This window comes from Rugamonas sp. GW822-FHT03B10 (assembly GCF_058801745.1).
In genome coordinates this window covers 80,674-98,275 of sequence record NZ_JBXANP010000010.1, presented here as the reverse complement: position 1 = coordinate 98,275, position 17,602 = coordinate 80,674, and the positions used below count along the sequence as shown (strand labels likewise).

Annotated in this window: 15 protein-coding genes; 7 read left to right on the top strand and 8 right to left on the bottom strand. The window is 61.9% G+C overall.

Annotated features, from left to right (window positions below; translation table 11 throughout):
- Nucleotides 1-16: 16 nt before the first annotated feature.
- The 3 genes from AC1RQG_RS17305 to AC1RQG_RS17295 are packed head-to-tail and all read right to left on the bottom strand — an operon-like array spanning nt 17 to nt 2,566.
- On the bottom strand, nt 17-1,450 hold the full coding sequence (locus AC1RQG_RS17305) for a hypothetical protein (RefSeq protein ID WP_493133254.1): 1,434 nt from the start codon (nt 1,448-1,450) through the stop codon (nt 17-19).
- A gap of 3 nt (nt 1,451-1,453) precedes the next feature.
- On the bottom strand, nt 1,454-1,717 hold the full coding sequence (locus tag AC1RQG_RS17300; protein ID WP_493133253.1) for a PAAR domain-containing protein: 264 nt from the start codon (nt 1,715-1,717) through the stop codon (nt 1,454-1,456).
- A 9-nt stretch (nt 1,718-1,726) separates the two neighbouring features.
- Nucleotides 1,727-2,566 carry a M15 family metallopeptidase gene (locus AC1RQG_RS17295; protein WP_493133252.1) on the bottom strand — a complete coding sequence of 280 codons (840 nt, stop codon included), beginning with the start codon at nt 2,564-2,566 and terminating at the stop codon, nt 1,727-1,729.
- 265 nt (nt 2,567-2,831) lie between these two features.
- Between AC1RQG_RS17295 and AC1RQG_RS17290 the strand changes: the two genes are divergently transcribed.
- The 7 genes from AC1RQG_RS17290 to AC1RQG_RS17260 all read left to right on the top strand — a co-directional run bounded on the left by AC1RQG_RS17290 (nt 2,832) and on the right by AC1RQG_RS17260 (nt 11,139).
- On the top strand, nt 2,832-3,545 hold the full coding sequence (locus AC1RQG_RS17290; RefSeq protein ID WP_493133251.1) for a hypothetical protein: 714 nt from the start codon (nt 2,832-2,834) through the stop codon (nt 3,543-3,545).
- Nucleotides 3,542-6,538: a type VI secretion system Vgr family protein gene (locus AC1RQG_RS17285; RefSeq protein ID WP_493133250.1), complete on the top strand. Its 2,997-nt coding sequence runs from the start codon at nt 3,542-3,544 to the stop codon at nt 6,536-6,538. The genes AC1RQG_RS17290 and AC1RQG_RS17285 overlap by 4 nt, the downstream gene beginning before the upstream one ends.
- A 12-nt stretch (nt 6,539-6,550) precedes the next feature.
- A complete protein-coding gene (locus AC1RQG_RS17280; protein WP_493133249.1) occupies nt 6,551-8,278 on the top strand; it encodes a lipase family alpha/beta hydrolase in 1,728 nt (575 codons plus the stop codon).
- A complete protein-coding gene (locus AC1RQG_RS17275; protein WP_493133248.1) occupies nt 8,275-9,249 on the top strand; it encodes a T6SS immunity protein Tli4 family protein in 975 nt (324 codons plus the stop codon). Before AC1RQG_RS17280 ends, AC1RQG_RS17275 begins: the two co-directional genes overlap by 4 nt.
- A 315-nt stretch (nt 9,250-9,564) precedes the next feature.
- Nucleotides 9,565-10,014, top strand: coding sequence for a DUF3304 domain-containing protein (locus tag AC1RQG_RS17270; protein ID WP_493133247.1), 450 nt, complete (start codon nt 9,565-9,567; stop codon nt 10,012-10,014).
- A 207-nt stretch (nt 10,015-10,221) separates the two neighbouring features.
- Nucleotides 10,222-10,650: a hypothetical protein gene (locus AC1RQG_RS17265; protein WP_493133246.1), complete on the top strand. Its 429-nt coding sequence runs from the start codon at nt 10,222-10,224 to the stop codon at nt 10,648-10,650.
- A gap of 132 nt (nt 10,651-10,782) precedes the next feature.
- On the top strand, nt 10,783-11,139 hold the full coding sequence (locus AC1RQG_RS17260; protein ID WP_493133245.1) for a hypothetical protein: 357 nt from the start codon (nt 10,783-10,785) through the stop codon (nt 11,137-11,139).
- A 61-nt stretch (nt 11,140-11,200) separates the two neighbouring features.
- Here the strand turns inward: AC1RQG_RS17260 and AC1RQG_RS17255 are convergent, their stop codons facing one another.
- The 5 genes from AC1RQG_RS17255 to AC1RQG_RS17235 are packed head-to-tail and all read right to left on the bottom strand — an operon-like array spanning nt 11,201 to nt 17,570.
- Nucleotides 11,201-11,698, bottom strand: a complete 498-nt coding sequence (locus AC1RQG_RS17255; protein WP_493133244.1) for a hypothetical protein — start codon at nt 11,696-11,698, stop codon at nt 11,201-11,203.
- On the bottom strand, nt 11,695-12,231 hold the full coding sequence (locus AC1RQG_RS17250) for a hypothetical protein (RefSeq protein WP_493133243.1): 537 nt from the start codon (nt 12,229-12,231) through the stop codon (nt 11,695-11,697). The genes AC1RQG_RS17255 and AC1RQG_RS17250 overlap by 4 nt, the downstream gene beginning before the upstream one ends.
- Nucleotides 12,228-13,178 (bottom strand): hypothetical protein, encoded by a 951-nt coding sequence (locus AC1RQG_RS17245; protein WP_493133242.1) that lies wholly within the window; start codon nt 13,176-13,178, stop codon nt 12,228-12,230. The genes AC1RQG_RS17250 and AC1RQG_RS17245 overlap by 4 nt, the downstream gene beginning before the upstream one ends.
- A complete protein-coding gene (locus tag AC1RQG_RS17240; RefSeq protein ID WP_493133241.1) occupies nt 13,175-14,557 on the bottom strand; it encodes a LysM peptidoglycan-binding domain-containing protein in 1,383 nt (460 codons plus the stop codon). Before AC1RQG_RS17240 ends, AC1RQG_RS17245 begins: the two co-directional genes overlap by 4 nt.
- Nucleotides 14,547-17,570 (bottom strand): type VI secretion system Vgr family protein, encoded by a 3,024-nt coding sequence (locus AC1RQG_RS17235; protein WP_493133240.1) that lies wholly within the window; start codon nt 17,568-17,570, stop codon nt 14,547-14,549. Before AC1RQG_RS17235 ends, AC1RQG_RS17240 begins: the two co-directional genes overlap by 11 nt.
- Nucleotides 17,571-17,602 lie beyond the last annotated feature (32 nt).

Genomic DNA, 17,602 nt, shown 5'->3' with positions numbered 1-17,602 from the left:
CGGTTGCTGTGAGTGGTCAAGCCGCCAGCGCCGGGCGCAGCAGCGCGGCGTAGCGGCGGTAGGGATCTTCGTTGCCGATGCAGAGCACCGGCGCGGCGCGCTCCTGCGCTTCGGCGTCGGCCAAGGCCAGCGCGGTCAGCCAGGTGACGGCGCCGCAGCTGCCGCAGCTGGCGCCGACGCCGATCACGTCGGCGCCGGGATCGAGTTGCGGCATGGCGGCCGTCACCACCCGCATCAACTCGGTGACGCGGCTGGTGCGGTGGCCGGTGTCGGCGGTCACCATGGCGATGGCTTCCGGATTGGCCTGGCTGTCGTGCAGCACTTGGGTGGCGATGGCGGCCAGGCTGGTGTCGGTGTCGCGCTTGACGTCGTCGGCGGAGCTGGCGCGGTGGCTGGTGGCCACTGCCTGCAGCACGCTACCTGCGTCGAGACTGGCGCCGGCGGCATCGGCCAGCAGCAGGCCGGCCGCGCCTTCGCCCGGAATCAGGCCTTGCGGCCGGGCCGAGGTGAACAGCGCGTCCTGGTTCGACAGGCGGCTCACGCCTTCCTCGCTCAGGTGCGAGCCGGCCGCGATGACGATGGCCAGGCAGGGCTGGCGATCGTCGCTGCCGTGCGCCAGCAATGCGGCCAGGGCCCGGCCGGCATCGTCGTTGCTGTCCTGCTCCGGCGCGGGTGCGGCCAGCAGCGCTTGCGGCCAGCCGGCCTCGATCGCCAGATGGCGCAGCCATCGCGTGGCCAGCTGCCGTTGCGCGGGCCGCCATTCGTCCGGCCACAGCGCCTGTATCCGCAGGGCCGGTGGCGCGGGCGCCGGGACCGCGCCGGGCGGCAATCTGCCCTGCATGCGCAGCTGTTGCTGGTCCAGCCATGGGGCCAACTGCGGATGGGCGCAGGCCTGCGCGGCCAGCTCGCCCAGCACCGCGCTCGCGGCGGACAAGGCGCGCCACTGCGCAAGGTCGAAACGGGGATCGTCGAGCGCCTGCAGCCGGCGCCACTGTTCCAGCTGCTCGCGCCGGGCGGCGTGGCCGGGCTCCGGCAGGCGCGCGCTCAGGATGGGATAGCCATCGTCGTCATACAGTTCGGGATCGAGTCCGGGACGGGCGCGGTTGCCCGCCAGCGCGGCGCGCAGTTCCGCCACCGAGTCGCCATGCGGGGCCCGCACCGCTGTCGCGGCGATGGCCAGCGCCACTGGCGGCGGTGCTGCGGCCGGCGGCTCGGCGGCGGCCGGCTGCGGCGTGGCTGCGCCGCCCATCGTCGCCGGCATGCTGACGCGGTCCCAGGCCTTGCGGCCCAGCCACCACGCGGTCAGCAGGGCCAGCGGCAGCACCAGCATGGTCAGCGCCAGTTCGCTGGTGGCCGGCATGCGGTTGGTTTCGCGCCAGTACCAGATCGCGCCGCCCCAGCTTCCGCCGAAGGCAACGCCGGTCAGGGCGAGGTTGCGCAATACGGTCATCGTCTACACCTGGTCCAGGGTGGCCTGCTGGGCCGCGATCAGGGTCGCGCCGCAGGAGGTCTTGTCGCCATGGCGTGCGACCGGCTTGCCGTCGACCAGCATGCTCGGATCGCCGCTGCTGATGGTGCCGTCGCCGTGGCGCGGGCAGGTGATCTTGTCGCCAACGCGGGCAATGCCTTTGCCGCCGCTGTCGCTCATTTGTGAAGCCTCGACCACGGTGCCGTGGTGCGATGTCTTGTCGCCTAATACGATGACTGGTCCAGCCATGCTGCTCTCCTATTTTTTCATGACGCCGGCGCGGCGCAGTTCCGTGTGCCCGAAGTCCATCAATTTCCAGCGGCCGCCCCAGGTCAGGCCCAGCGACTCGGCCACCTCGCCATACAGCTGGTAGCCGCGCATGGCCCACGGGTCGCGCTCGGAAATCACCAGCTTGCCGTCGCGCAGGAAGGCGCAATCGGCCGCCATGCCGTACTGGTGCCAGCTCTGGAACGCGGCCGCGTTGGTGACGCCGCTGCCCAGCGCCGCCAGACGGTCCTGGCGCTCGGGGCTGCGGTAGCCTTCCAGCAGCGCCATCTCGTAGCCGTATTTTTCCTTCATGATGCGGAACGCCATCAGCAGACGCTGCGCGTAGGCGTTGTCGAGCAGGGCCCAGTCGCGGCTGGCGGAGACCAGCATCGGACGTTCCAGCTGCACCTCGTTGGTGCTGAACACCAGCGGCGGCAACGCGGGCGGCGGCACCAGCTGTTCACCCTCCAGCAGTCCCGCGACCTGCGGGTTGATCTCGCGGGTGGAGGCGTCGTAGCCGCTCAATGCGGGCTTGCCCGCCAGCAAAACGGCCAGCAGCGGGGGCACGCACAGCAAGGTCAGTCCGGCCATGCTGGTCAGGTAGTGGCGGGACAGGAAGGTGCCCACGCTGCGCACCGAGCCGCGTCCCGACTGCGCCAGTGCGCCCAGTTCCTCGCGGCGCCGGCGCGCCAGCCGGCCGAGTCCTTGCTGCAGCCGCGCGCCCGCGCCGGCCAGCGCCGCGCCGACCAGTTCGCGGCCGGACGGGAACAGCACGAGCCAGCCGATCAGGCAAGCGAGCACGAAATATAGGGATACCGCTAATAACAACACGTCAACCTCGATACGCGCCTGAGGCGCCAATTTTAGTGTCCAAAAAGCATTGCTTTGAAGTATATATTAAAGATATGACAAGCCTGCGCACGATTGAATAGCCGTGTTCGCTATCCGTGCGGCATGTTTTTCTTGAATGTCGTAAAGTAATGCGAAATTAACAAGGGAGCATATTTTGCAACGTGATGACCAACGCCCGCCGGCCTCCGGTCGGCCCAGTCTGCTATCTGAAGCGCCACAGCCGGACACCAGCCGCAGCGGCATCTTGCACGGCTTGGAAGGCGGCAGCCGGCCTGCGACAGCGGCGCCTGCCCGTCAGCGCAAGCGCAAGAGCCTGGTACTTGCCGCGGCCGGTGCCGTGGTGGTGCTGGTAGTGGCCGTGGCGGCGCTGGCCTGGCCGGATGGCGCCGTCGAGCCGGCATCAGAATTGGCCCTGACGTCACCGCCGGCCCCGCCCGCAGCCGCGCCAACCGAACCGGTCGAACCGGCCGTCGCCGCGCCAGTCGCGGCCATCATTGAAGACAGCGCCGCCGCTAGTCCTCCCGTCGACCACACGCGCGCGCTGAAAGAGGTGCTGAACGACACGCCGGCCAAGACCGAACACGACGAACTGACCGCCGCGCTGGAACGGCCGCACCACGCGCCGGCCCCGGCCAAGTCCAAACTCGCCGAGCACAAGAAGTCGGACAAATCGGCCAGGAGACATATTGAGCTGGCCAGGAAGACGGAACCCGCCGCCAAACGCCAGGCGGCGCGGCAGGACAGCGACGTGAAATTGCTGGCCGCGTTGATGGCGCACGTGCAGACCAACCAGCCGGGCAAGGCGCCGTCGACGCCCGGCTACCAGCTCAAGCAGTGCGGGCTGATGAACGAGGCCGGCGCCGAGCAATGCCGCGAACATCTGTGCTCGACGACCGCGCGCAACGAGCCCGAATGCAAGCGGCGGGCGACGGCCGCCAAGGCGGTTGACGCGTCATGAGCATTGCCTTGATTGAACAGGTAGTGACTGCGCTGGCCCAATTCTCCAGCGCGACGCGCTTGTACGAACTCGCCCTCGACGACGACAGCGGCGCCGACCTCGGCGCCGGCGGCCTGCTGGTCGAGGCCTTCGCCGCCGACGACCAAGTGCAGGGCGTGGGCGCGCGCGACCTCATCGTGCTCTCCACCAATGCGCTGATCGACCTGCAGCCCCTGCTGGGCCGGCGCGCCAGTCTGGCGGTGAGCCTCGCCGACGGCAGCCGCACCCAGTTCCACGGTGAAATCACCCAGGCCGCCATGCTGGGCAGCGAAGGCGGACTGGCCCGCTTCCGGCTGCGCCTGACACCGTGGTTGTGGCGCCTGAGCCAGGTGCGCAACAGCCGCGTATGGCAGGACAAGACCGTGATCGAGATCGTCGACGCCGTGTTCGAGGACTACGCGCCGCTGGCGCAATGGCGCTGGAGCGAGGAGGCCGAGCCGTTCATGGCCGACGCGGTGGCGCGCAGCTATTGCTGCCAGTACCGCGAATCTGACCTCGAATTCGTGCAGCGTTTGCTGACCGAGGAGGGCCTGGCCTGGCGCTACGAACAGCTCGACGACGGCGTTGGCGTGGTACTGTTCGCCGACAGCAGCCAGGACTGCGCGACGCCGCAAGACCCCAGCAGCGAGGCCGGCGGCGGCATCCGCTTCCATGGCGTGCGCGCGGGGGAAGCGTCGGACACCATCCAGGCGCTGCAGGCGCGGCGCAGCGTGACGGCTTCGCTGACGACCTTGCTCAGCTACGACTACAAGGCCAAGCAGGCCGTAACGGCCAGCACGCCGTCGCAGCTCACCTCCGGCAAGCTACCGGCGCTGGAGAGCTACGACGTGCCGGGCCAATACGCCTACGCCAGCGGCGCCCAGGCGCAGCGTTATGCGGACCTGCAGATGCAGGGCAGGGAAGCGGCCGCCCAGCTGTGGCGCGGCCGCTCGACGGTGCGCACCATGATGGCCGGCACCCGCTTCACCCTGACGCAGGGGCCGCTGCAATCGGTGGCGGATAGCGCGCCGGCCTACGTGCTGCTGCGGGTGCGTAGTGTCGGCGTCAACAACCTGCCATCGCCGGCGCAACAGGCGCTGGCCGAGCTGTTCGGGCCGATCCCGGAACTGCTGGAGGAAATCGCCACCGACCTGCCCGACGACTACGCGCTGACCATCGCCCAGGCTCGCCAGACCGGCTACGCCAACAGCTTCGAGGCGGTGGCCGCCGACGTGACCTGGCGTCCGCAACTGCCCGGCAGCGACGGCCGCAGCCATCCCAAGCCCACCGCGCGCGGCGCGCAGAGCGCGATCGTGGTCGGCGCCGATGGACTGGCCCAGCCATCGGGTGCGGACGAGCTGTATTGCGACAAGCTGGGGCGGGTGCGCATCCGCTACCACTGGCAGGACAACGGCGACGCCACGTGCTGGGTGCGGGTGGCGCAGCGCTCGGCCGGCGGCGGCATGGGCAGCCAGTTCCTGCCGCGCATCGGCCAGGAAGTGCTGGTGCAGTTCATCGAAAACGATATCGACCGGCCCATCATCATCGGCGCGCTGTACAACGGCCAGGGCGAGGGCGGCGTGACGCCGACGCCCGGAGCGCAAAGCGCCGGCGCGGAGGGCGCGTCGCGCTTCCGGCCGGCGGCCGATCACGCGCCGTCGGGGCAGGGCAATCTGGCCGGCGGCAACAGCCCGCTGTGGCACGGCGCCTCGGCCGACAGCGCGGGGCATCGCAACGCCGCCGCGCAATGGGGCGTGCGCAGCAAGGAGTTCGGCGGCGCCGGCTACAACCAGCTGCTGTTCGACGACACCGATGCGCAAGGCCGGGTGCAGCTGCGCTCGACGCACGCGGCGAGCGAACTGACTCTGGGTCATCTGATCCACAGCGCCGACAATTATCGCGGCAGCCTGCGTGGGCATGGCGCCGAACTGCGCACCGACGCGTATGGCGCGGTGCGCGGCGGCGCGGGGCTGCTGGTGAGCAGCTACGCGATCAATCACGGCGCGGACGCGCGCGACCCGGCCGGCGACAACGCGGCCGGCATCGCGCTGCTCAAGCAGGCGGTCAAGCTGGGCGAGACGTTCAGCGAGGCGGCCAAGACCCATCAGACGGTGGCGCTGGCCGGACACGTCGGGGCGGCCAAGGCCAACGCCAGCGCGCTCGATGACAAGGCGGCGCCGTTGCAGGCGATGCTGACGGCGGTGTCCGGCATGGTCGGCAACGCCAGCCTGGACGCGGCGCGTGCCGACGCGGCCGATAAGAAGACCGCGCCAGGCGACGATCAGTTGCCGCACGCCAGTTCGCCGATCATCGCCATCAGCGGTCGTAGCGGCATTGGCGTCACGGCCGGACAGGCGGTACAGCTGGCCAACGGCGAGGCGATTGCATTGATGAGTGGCGGCGACAGCCAGTTCGTCACCGGCGGCCAGATGCGCGTGCACAGCGGCCAGGCGATCGGCGTGCTGGCTGGGGCCGTCAAGCCGGGTGAGGGCGGGATGGGTTTGCAGATGATCGCGGCCAAGGATGCGGTCGATATCCAGGCCCAGGCCGACGAGCTGAGGGTGCAGGCGCGCGACGGGGTCAGCGTCATTAGCGCGAATGCGGAGGTGGATTGGGCTGCGGCCAAGAGCATCAGCTTGTCGACGGCGGGTGGCGCCAACATCACGATTGAGGGCGGGAATATTACGGTGCAGTGCCCGGGAAAATTGATGATCCAGGCTGGCAAGAAGAGTTTTACTGGACCCGCGAGCTTGAGCAACGAGATGCCAGTACTGCCACGCGGCACGATGGCATTCGACGAGAAATTCCAATTGCTGGATCCGGCAGGCGATCCGGTGAAGAACATGCGATATGTGATCCTGAAAGACGACGGTGGCCGCACGGAGGGTGTGACGGATGCCGAAGGTCACATCCCTTTGCAGCAAGGCTTCTGCCCGGAAGATCTCAAGATCGTAATTTTGGGCGCGGTTAATTAACAGGAAAAATGTATGGCAATTGTTCCAAAAGAGAAGGAACGCGGCCAGCTGGCTCGGCCGGATGAACATGGTAAGCCAACTTTTACGTGGCAGCTGACAGGAACCAACCTGCAGGATACCGTTAAGCTGACCATGCCGCCGATGTTGTCGCTTCCTATCGTTTTTGTGCCGGGGATCATGGGGAGCAACCTCTGTGATCATTCACCAGAACGCACACCAGTTTGGTTGTTAAACAGTACCGGAGGTAAGCCATTGAGCTTGGTCAAGCGGTGGATTGGCCAGAATGCAGGTCCCCGCCAGACTGTGCTTCATCCTGATCGGACCGAGGTCTTCGCAAATGGCAATGTCCCCACGAAATTAGTGGGTACAGTGTCTCAGCAGGAGGTCTACAGGCAGCGGGGATGGGGCGAGGTGAGTGAAATGAGCTACCATGAATTTCTGTTGTGGTTAGAAGATAAAATGAATGGTCAGGGCTTCAATCCAGCCAAATGGGAAGACTTCCTTTATCAGGCGGTCAGTGCCATACCTCAACCCGGGACGCACGCCCCAGAGCCAAGACTCTACCCTGGTATTCCCATGGAGATGAGCGGACTTCCGACTGTGGCCGAGCAGGGGCATTCAACCGAGCCAGTTTTATCCGACGATTTGTTGAAGCGGGCGAAGTGCCGGTTTCCGGTATACGCATTTGGTTATAACTGGCTGGCTTCAAACGAGGTTGCGGGCAAACGGCTCAAGATGCGGATTGATCAGATCATCGCCGAGAACAATCGTGGTGCGTTCAAGTGTCATCAAGTGATTTTGGTAACTCACTCAATGGGTGGGTTGGTGGCGCGATATTGTGCGCAACTACCAAGTATGGAAGAGAAAATCGCAGGGATAGTGCATGGGGTCATGCCTTCGGTAGGGGCTGCCGTTGCTTACCGCCGTTGTAAAGTCGGGATGAAGGATGAGGATTTCGGCGCTGCGTTAGTCATCGGCTTGACGGGACAGGAAGTGACCGCTGTCTTCGCGCAGGCACCCGGTGCGCTGCAGTTGTTGCCATCACAAGGGTATCAGTCACGATGGCTTCATGTAAAGGATGAGCATGGAAAAAGCATCGTGAATTTGCCCGTAGCCGATCCCTACACGGAAATTTACCTGGTCAAGGATAGATGGTGGGGCCTGATCAGAGAAGAATGGCTTTCGCCAGACCAAGGTACGCCGATTCGTTGGAAAGAGTTCTCGGTGAACATAAAGCTTGCCAAGGATTTTCACCGCCAAATTGCGGGAAAATACCATCCACACACTTTTGTCTACTACGGCGCTGGTGATGGGGAACAGGCCAGCTTTGAGACCATTAAATGGAGTATGGGAAAGGGAACGCTGCCTGCATCAGGAACGCGGCCTGCAGAGCAGGATACTGTAACCTACACGCATCAGATGGTCCGGGAGCAAGGGAGAAACCAAATATTCATCGGTGGCAAGACTGAGATGCAGATCGTGCCGACGGCCTACGGAGTCTACACCTCCACTTATGACACGAGTTTTTGGGAAATCAGGTGCAATTTGCCGGATGGCAGGGGCGACGGGACGGTTCCAGCAAGTTCCGGCATGGCTCCGCGGCGAGACGGTGGCGCGCACATTCGGCAACAATTTCGCCTGGAAGGGTTCTCGCATGAATCGTCCTATAAGAACCCAACCGCGCAACGAGTAACACACTACGCCATCACAAAAATATGCGCATTGGCCAAATCAGCATGAAACACATCCTGACACTCGTCCTTATCGCGCTTCTAGCAACAGGGTGCGACACCAAAAAAAATGAAAACATTTCTACTCCAAAAATGAACTTAGCGATGAAAACGCACTGCATTGGACATAGCCTGATAGATCTTCCCGATGGGTACGCCCTGGTGGGGGGCGCCTTGGGCATATTCACGCCAGATCAGAATGAAGTTGAGGAAGCAAGTATCGATTTGATGATTTCACCACATATCACGACAGCCGGTTTTGAAGAAAAACTATCAGCTCGGCATGCTGAACTCGCAGCAGTGAGTGGTGACACGACGAACAAATTAGTTTTGGTGAAGAAGACTGAGGGGGGCGGCACCTTGCTTCGCACTTTGGTGATAGACGATGCATACAAGAGCGAAGTCCATTTGTTGGCCCATGATAGTTATGTGGTCGCTAAAATCAGCTCCTACGACAATCAAGTGGAGAAGGCCGAGGCGTTGGCACTTGCCATGCTTTCCAAAATAGAACCTGTTCAACAGCTCGCCCATCGGCGTCCGGAGATCTTTTGCTATGGTGGACTGGGTATCAACGGGAAATTCCGGTCGGAGTCTGCAAGGCTGCGTTTCGTTGACAAGGCGCGGCCGGAGGTAACGTTCACTGTTGGGGTGGATACCTATGCGCCCACTACAGGGAATACTCTGCTGCAACGAATAGATGGACCGAATTCTCTTTTGAAGAAGTTCGACTTGCGCGAGTCCGTATTGCGCAAGGGCGAATTGAAGGTTGCCGGAATGCGAGCTCAAGAGTGGCTTGGATCCTTCAAGATGGGCGAAAACCGTGACGAGAAAGAGTTGAATTTTTATATGGAGACCATGCGGTCCACTCCATCGCCGGCGGCGCCTGAAATTCATCTTGAAATGGAAGTGAAAGGAAATAGTGCGCTCGATGAGAAGGGTGCGATGGCATTATGGGATAGCGTCTTAAAGACAATACGCTGACCGCACGCGCCTGTATTTTTCATCCACAAGCTCCAGCTTGAATTAGGTGCTCCACATTACTTGGGGCGTCGGAAATTCAACTGAAGATGGACGTGAATACTGAACAAGCCTTGGATGAGAAAAGTATCATGCAATTATGGAGCGCTATGAACGGATCGTTTGGAAATACTACGTTAAGCGATGCGGTAGCGAAAAGGGAAAGTGAGCTCGTAAGTGCAGTCTAGAATAAAAATTATCCCTATATGGTCGGCAGCGCTGCTGTTGGTCTTGTTGCCCGCCTGTGGCCATGTCGCTACGGCGCAGAACCACGGTCGCATGACATCTCTTGCAATTGTAGGTTACAACTACACCAACAGGTCAATTGGATCTCTCAGCATAGACGGGCAGGGCGGTGGCAACATTCACGTTAGTTCGCCAACCAGTGGAGGCGGCGGTGTCGTGTGCTGTGCGCTCTATCATCCTGATGCAAAGATTACGAAAGTCCGAGTGCGATGGCAATCTGATGGGTGCTATTTCTCAAGACAGTACTCTATGTCCAAGCAAATGCACGACGTGCTGTACAGGTTTTATAAGGAGCAGGATGCGCCGCTGGAGGTTCTCGCGGCGTCCGATCCTCAATACATGGAAGTACACTTTTACCCTGATGGTTCGATCAAGGCTGCAATAACGTCCGAGCTCTCTTTGCCTCGCTTGTCACTGGATCAGCGGCGGCAGGAGCAAAATCCTTATCCACGGTGCCCCAATGACCAAGAGCCCAAAGAATGACTCGGTCGGCGACGAAAAGAGTCCGCCTCTGAGGGCCAGATAGCGCCGCGTTGCGCGATGCCATCGATCAAACGATGACGATGATTGCGGAGCCTGCGTTGAAGCTGAAAGTACTGTCGCCAACTGCCAGTATGGCGTCAGTTGGGATGAATAAGCACAGTAATGTCGCCAAGTTGTATCGGTGCCACAGACGGGATGAAGTTGGCAGTGGACTTTATCGAATCTATGTTCCGGGCGTTGGTACGTATTTCAAGGATGTCCACGACGATGGCGGGAGCGCATTGGGTCGCAATACGCGATATTTGTGCTCCGGGAAATACGCTCGGTAGCAATCCCTCCGAAGGCAAACGGCAAGACTTACGCCCACATTACAAGGTGCTAATGGATGCGTACGAGAACGAGTACATCCACAACATTGGTTTGAAAGACGAAAAGATCATTTCGTTTTTTGACAGCCTGGTACATGACTCGTTGGCGGGATTTGCAAAGGATGCGACGCTGCCTTCTGATCCTCGGGTGGTCTACCTTGGTGGAGATGAGAAGTACCGCTATGCAGTGATAGAACAACTGCGGGAGCACAGGGCTTCGGAATACGCGAGCACCCATCGCAGAACTCCAGAAGAGATTGACGTTTAGCGGTGTCGGGAGGCTGCTACGGGATTATCCCAAGGGGGGACAATGAAAGAACCGGGAAATAGCTTTTCGTGTACGCGCCGATTGAGCCTGCGAGCGATGCTATTGGCGTTAGCCGCATGCACTGCCAAGGCGATGAACGTCACTCTCAACATGGTTGTCTTTAGCTATTTGGATCGGCCGATCTTCGATGTATTTGTTGACGGCAAGGGTGGTGATAGCTCCGGTCCGTATCCTCAGACCGGCGGCAGTTCGATTTCCGGAGTGACGCTGAATATCGGTCCGCAAAAAGTGACCTGGGTGCTAGGCGGCCCCGAAGGCGCGCCGCACAATGGCGAGACTATCGTGGCGACAAACCAGCCAGTGTTGCGGCCGGTCGAGGGCGCGCGATATTTGGCTGTGCACATCTATCTGGACAATTCAGTAGAGCTGATCACCTCAAAATTCTATCCGGACGAGAGTCCTCGGGGAATAAAGGAACGATCGAGGTAAATCTACCCGGTTAAATTTCGTCGAAGACGCTCAGCGATGGATCGTTAATCTCTAATCGCTCCTAGCGATCCAAGCCAGCCGATTTTGCGATGTCGTAGTCGTTGCCATAAAACAGCGACTCGACCAGCCAGCCGGACTTCTTATCGTAGACGAAGTTGTAGTCTTCGATCCGGGTTGGACCGACATACGCGCATTTGGATTCGTCGAATTTCACCTGCGGCACATATTCCTTGCCGGTGGTTTTTTTCATTGCGGTCAGCAGGCCGACTTCGCTGTCGGCTGGGCTGTGCTGGAACAGCTCGGCGTAGTTCCTGATGAACATGGGGCGGGCGATCTTCAGCGGCGTTTCGCCATCCATCGGCGACAGCAGCTTGAGGGGGAAGCGGTAGTAGCGCGCCGCGTCCTCCGGCTGGCCCTGCAGCGTGGCGGCGCGGAACGCCTTCCAGATGGCGGGCAGCGCGGCTGGATCGGGATGCGCGCAGGGCTCGGCATTGGCCGGGGAGACCAGGCAGCCGGCAAGGCTCGCGTTGCACACGACCAACATCAGCAATGTCTTCATTGCTCGAATTCTATATCGCGCACGGTGTTGGTGATTAAGTAGACCGGCACCTGCCGCCAACTCGGCTCGCTCTTGCTGATGGCGTTCTGCTCCGTGGCTGGGATTGATCGCCAGTACTTGCCGTAGCGCTTCCAATTTCCATCTAAGCCCATGATGGCCTCGGTTTCGCAGGTCTCGCAAGCGCCGCCCGTGTCGAGCGAGAGCAGCAGATAGTATTGCCTGCCTGCTGCCACGCATCGCAGCGCGGTGGCGACGTGAAAATCATCGCCCACCGGTTCGTGCTCCAGTAAGTCGCGGACGACGCGTCGATGTCCGGGCCGCACAATGACCAGTTGTTGTTCGGCACAGCCGGTGTTGCGCTGCCGCGCCGCATTGGCGTGTTGCGATGCCTCGCAGAGGGAGCGCACTTTGACTAACGCGCCGCCACATTCGGTGGGGTTGGTAAACCAGACCGCACCAAGCGAAGTTGCAAGCGCCGCGGGTGCGCAGACCCAGAGCAGCGTAATATGCCTGATCGCTGTTAATGGCGTCATTTGTCCTTTTTTCTCTCCACTTCCGCCAGATAAGCCTTGAGCGATTTGATATCGGCTACTTTACGCGTGGCAGCGGCGGACAACGCTAGTTCCTTTTCGGCCCGGACAGCGGAGGTATTTTTCGCGATCGAGAAAATGGCAATTTTCGTTGAAGCGTCGCCGCCTTTGAACATGCCTAAATAGTAGGTTTTGTCCGGGGCATCGAATTTGCTTGAAGCGAGATAATCTTGGCAGGAACGATGCTCCGCGAAGAGTTCGCTACTGTAGGTACTCAGTTCGATGCCGTTGTCGAGCACGAACGAACAGGTCGCGGAGGATTTATTCAGAAATACAGCAAAGGCCCCCTTGTTATCTGCGATCAGATCACGCGACTGCAGCTCCAGCGTGGGCTGTGACTTTTTCATCATGTACGTGCGCGCCAGGCGGACGCCATCGATGGCTTTCAGTGCAGCATTGGCGCCAGCTTTCTTGGCTGGCAATTCGTTGGCGGCGTTACCTGCCCCCTGGTTGAGTTGCTCGTCTGTCGAGTAATCTCCGGTCTTGTCTTTAAAGACGTAGAAAAATTGCTCATAAGTCTCATCCCGCGTATCACGATCCAAATACCCAAACACCAGGTATTCTTTTCCCGCCAATTTGAAGGCTGCAGCGTCATTGATGCCGGCGCAATGGGGATACTGTTCTCCGGTCTCCGCCGCCAGTATCTCGATGAACCTTGGCGTGCCGGTAGCAGCGCTTAACAAGCCACAGCTCGGCACATTCATTCCTTTGCCGTAGTACATGACCGGCGCAATATCCTGGCTGGGATTGGCGAATTTGGCTCGGTTCTCGAAGGCTGTCCATCCTTGTTGGGACAGATACTTCGCTACATCCGGTCCAGTTGCGGCAGCGGAGCATGCGTGTATTGCTTCCGACATGGAGAGCAGAACGATAAGGGAAAGTCTTTTCATTTGGTGCGGTCCGTAGCTAATTTAATCATGTCTTCCGTTTTTTTGAAGCCGAAGCGTGGCTTTTTGATGGGTTTTTTTTCATTCAATTCAAGAAATCGCGCGTAGCCGGCGTTGGCGGCCGCCGCATTTTTCGCCAGCCCTTTTTTGGAGGAGTTCGGGTCGTTCCAGTACCCCCAGGCGAAGGCGACATCGCGCTGATCGTAAATCTTGCTCTTGTCAAAGCCCAGATATTGCGCGCTCCGATTTGCTATGACTTTACAGGATGGACATAGCAGAGCCGCATGGGCGCGCCGGAAGATCGCCGCGCGATCATCGAAGCCGTTAAAGGCGCCATTGATGGACGTGGAAATCTGTAGCAAATCGTTTTTGTCCGCATAGGGATTCAGGTCCTCTGCCGCGCCGTTACTCCAATACCACCCTGCGGAATCAGTGGCGTCATCGATTTTTTCAAGGTTGGCCTTGTTTTTTTCCAGATAGTCTTTGCCGACAAAGTTACCGTAGCGTTCGTAATTTCTTTTGTAAGTAATCTGAATCAGGCCTCGTCCTTTATAGCCGTCGTAGACGTCTGCTTCCTTCACTCCTTTTGGCAGTACTTCGGCGAGATACCGCAAGCCGCCCGACTCGTGTCCGATCTGGGCGAGCGCGTGGCTTTTGCGCAAACACGAGTTGATGGCGTATTTGCTCATCATGGCATTCATAGGCACCAAAAATGGCTTCAAGTCCGCTTTCTTTCGGCTCGAAAAAATCGCAGCAAGTTGATCGATGGTGATGTCCTTGCCGCATGCGCAATCCCCGGGCAGCAGTTGATGTTCCGGCTGTGCTTGCGGATTGCTATCCCTGGCATGGTCCACACCTTGATCGTTCGCTTTTGTTGCCGGCAGCGTCGCTGGCTTGCCGGCCGGCGGCTGCGGCGACGCCGGCGTTTTCGGATGCGGGGAAGTGCCGCTCGGGAGCTTGGCGCTATTTATCCGGAGTAGCATGACCGGATGACGGCGGCTGACCACCAACTGCGCCACCTCGTTCAGGGACGTCTCGCCTAAGCGCTGGGCGTCGACCGACAGCCGGTCGCCTTCCGCTACCAGCATATGGGCCTCGTTCTCTGTCTCGCTTACCTTGCCGGCAACGAGTAGCTTCGGTCCAAGCCGGATCCTATAGCGCACCCCGGCCGGCGGCCGGTTGGCCAAGTTGATGAATCGCAGTGTGAAGGAGATCGGCTTGCCTGGAATGCGGACACGCTGACCCTGCGCCAGCATATTGGGGTTTTTAATCTGCGGGTTGGCCGCCAAAAGTTCCTTCACGCTGACATCATTTTTTGCAGCAATGTTGGACAGTGTGTCGCCGGCTTCGACACGCACCATATCGGGTGCTTCAACCTTCATAGCCGTCTCCTTTGGCGCTTGGCGTGACAGCTTCCTCGGGAGTCACGACTTCCCAACTGGCGTCGCCCACCAGGATATGCAAATCCTCTTGTTGCTCAGTAAACAGGCGCGCTGACATCCCAGTATCATCGAACTGACCCGATGCCAGCATCACTGGTTTGCCTTTTTGCCAGACTTGATAAGGCATTCCGGCAAATTGCCTGTATCTGGTGATTAGCGCGCTCGCGTTGATCTGCTGACTGAAGATCGGGTTCGGTATCGCATCAATGATTTCCTGGCTCTTTGGTAGCGCTGGCAACGATATGCTGCTGCTTGCCGGGCCGGTCAGCTCCTTCATGCTGGCCTTGAAACTCATCGTGCCGGGGCCATGCACTTCGATGTTGCCGCCTTCCAGCTTCAGCCACGCGCCTTGCGCGGTCAGCATCACGTGCTCTTTGGCGGCGACGCGGATGTCCTTGGTGACGCTGGCGAAGGTGACCGTGCGGTCGGCGGTGAGGTTTGTGGCGTCGTTCTGGCTTTGCAGGCTGACCTTGCCGCTGGCGGCGTGCAGCCGGATGCCGGTCTCCTGATTCGGCTTGGTGGCGCTGCTGGCTTTGCCGTAGGTGAACAGGCTGATACCGTCGCGGACCGCGTGCAGACTGCTGCCTTGGGTCGCCAGATTGATGTCCTGGCCCGCCACAAGGCTGCTGCTGGTGCCGGCGGCGAGGATGGCGCTGGCCGGCGTGACGGCTGCGATGCCGGCGGGTGTCGACAGTTGCAGCATCGCGGCGCCGTAGGCGCTGGCCTGTCCGGCGCCGCCGCCGCCGTTGCCACCCATTCCGCCGGCCGTGGCCGCCAACGCCTGCGCGCTCGCCTGCATGTGCGCGATGGCTGGCAGCTCGCCGGCATCGGCGTTCGTGGCGGTGGCCGGTTTCAGCACGGCGTTCTGGGCCTTGGCGGTGTTCGCCAGCGTGGCTTGCAGCTGCTGGCTTTGTTCGATCTGCGATTGTGCTTCGCGTGCGTCGAGCTGGCCGCCGGCGCCGCCGCTGCGCAAGTCGGCCGAGAGCAACATGCCACGGCCGGCCCGCAGCGCGGTGCTGTGCTCGGATTTGAGTTCGGCGCCAAAGCCGGCCGGCTGCAGGCGCTGGTTGTCGGTCTGGTGGCGCAGGTGGCCGAGGTTCAGTTCGTCCGTGCCCTGATGCGGCGCGGCGTGGCGCTGCAGGCCGAGGCGCGGCTGGCCGGGCGTGTCGTCGAACACCAGCTGGCTGTAGGCGCCGGCGCCGGCCTGGCTGGCCGCCATCGCCTGGCTCTTCAGGCCGGACAGCGTGGCCGGGTGCGCGTGGGAATCGGCCTGGCCGGGGAACCAGGCCGGCGCGTTGCCGGTGCTGGCGCCGCCGCCCTGGGCCACCTGGTTGTGCTGGGCGTCGTCCTGGCCCTTGCCGTTGTAGACGGCGCCAATCACCACCGGGCGGTCGATATTCCCGTCGAGGAAGTCGATCAGCACTTCCTGTCCGACGCGCGGCACGGCGTTGCTGCCCCAGTTGGCGCCGGCGACCGGGGCCAGCGGGGTGGCGATGCGCACCCAGGTGCCGGCACTGTCGTCGCCGGGCGCGCCGCTGTGGCTGTCCGGCGCCGGATGGTTGAGGCGGCTGTGGCCAGCGTCGCCGCGCTGCCAGTGGAACTGCACTTTGACGCGGTGGTCACGGTCGGTGTGGATGGCGGCGCCGGACGGGCCGACCACGATGGCAGTCTGCTGGCCCTGCACGGTGGGGCGCGGATGCAGCAGGCGGCCTTGTCCATCCGTGCCGCTGGCACGGTAGGGCACGCTGCTACGGATGGCGTCGATGCGGTTGCGGTACAGCGGCCGCTCGCCGGCCTGCTTGCCGGTGGCGTGCAGGCTGCCCGACTGTTCGGCGGCGATGGCTGCGCCCAGCGCGCTTTCGCCGAGTCGCTGCATCAAGCCCGCGTGCAATTGGGCGGTCAGGTTGTTATGCATCTGGTGCAGCACGCGGGTTACGAGGAAGTTGCTGTCCTGCGTGTCCGACAGCGCGTGCTCGCTCAGTGTGAAGGTGGTCCCCGGCGACAGCGTGCGGACCGTGCCGGCGCCGGTGAACACTTCGCGGCTGGCTTCCAGCGCCTGCCATTGCTGGTCGGCGATGCGCTGGCCCTGCGCGCGCGAGGCGTAGGCATAGGCGCCGGGCGCGTCGCGGCTGGTCAGCACGTGTTCGGTCTGGCCGCCGGCGCCGACCGGGCGCTGGTCCAGTGTGCGGTAGTCCCAGCTTTGCAGTTCGATCGCGTTGGTTTGCAGCCGCAGTTCGCTGCGCCAGCGGTCCATGCTGTCTTCTCGCATGACGGCGCCGGGCTGGGTGTAGCGCACCTGCGCCTGCGGGTTGGGCTTGAAGCTGCTGTTGTCGTCGGCGATCACCATCTCGTGGGTGCCGAAGCTGGGGCTGTTCGGGTCGCCCGTATGGACAAAGTAATGGAACAGGCCTTCCTCATGCATCAGCCGCGAGGCGAAGGCGAGGTCGCTTTCCTGGTATTGCGTGGTCAGGCTGCGCACCGGGTAGCGGCCGGGGTCCTGCAGGTCGAAACGCCAGGCCGGCACCAGCTTTCCCTGGCCTTGCCACGCGCCAAACACGGCGTCGAGGATGGCGGGCACGGTCATGTCCTGGAAGATGCGGCTGTCGCGGTTGCGGCCGAGAAAGACTGTCCATGGTTCCAGCGTCAGCGTGTAGCGTGCCAGGCCGCCGTTGGCGCCGTCGAAGGCGGCGGCCGTGATGTGGCCGTGGAAAGGGCGCATCTGGCTCGGCGCCTGGCGCGTGGTTTGCAGCTCCAGCAGCGCCGGCTGACCGATCAGCGCGCGCAGCGACAGCGCGGCGTCCTGCGACAAGGCCGTGATCTGGAAGCGGTAGCCGCCGCTCAGGGCTTCCTCGCCGCGCACGCACTCGGGGATCAGCAGGTCGGCACCCAGCGGTGTGGTCAGGCGCAGCAAGCGCGTCTGTTGGCTGAACAGGGAAAGCAGGTCGCGGAGCATGAGTTGTAAAGTTAATATGTTTGCATTCCGCA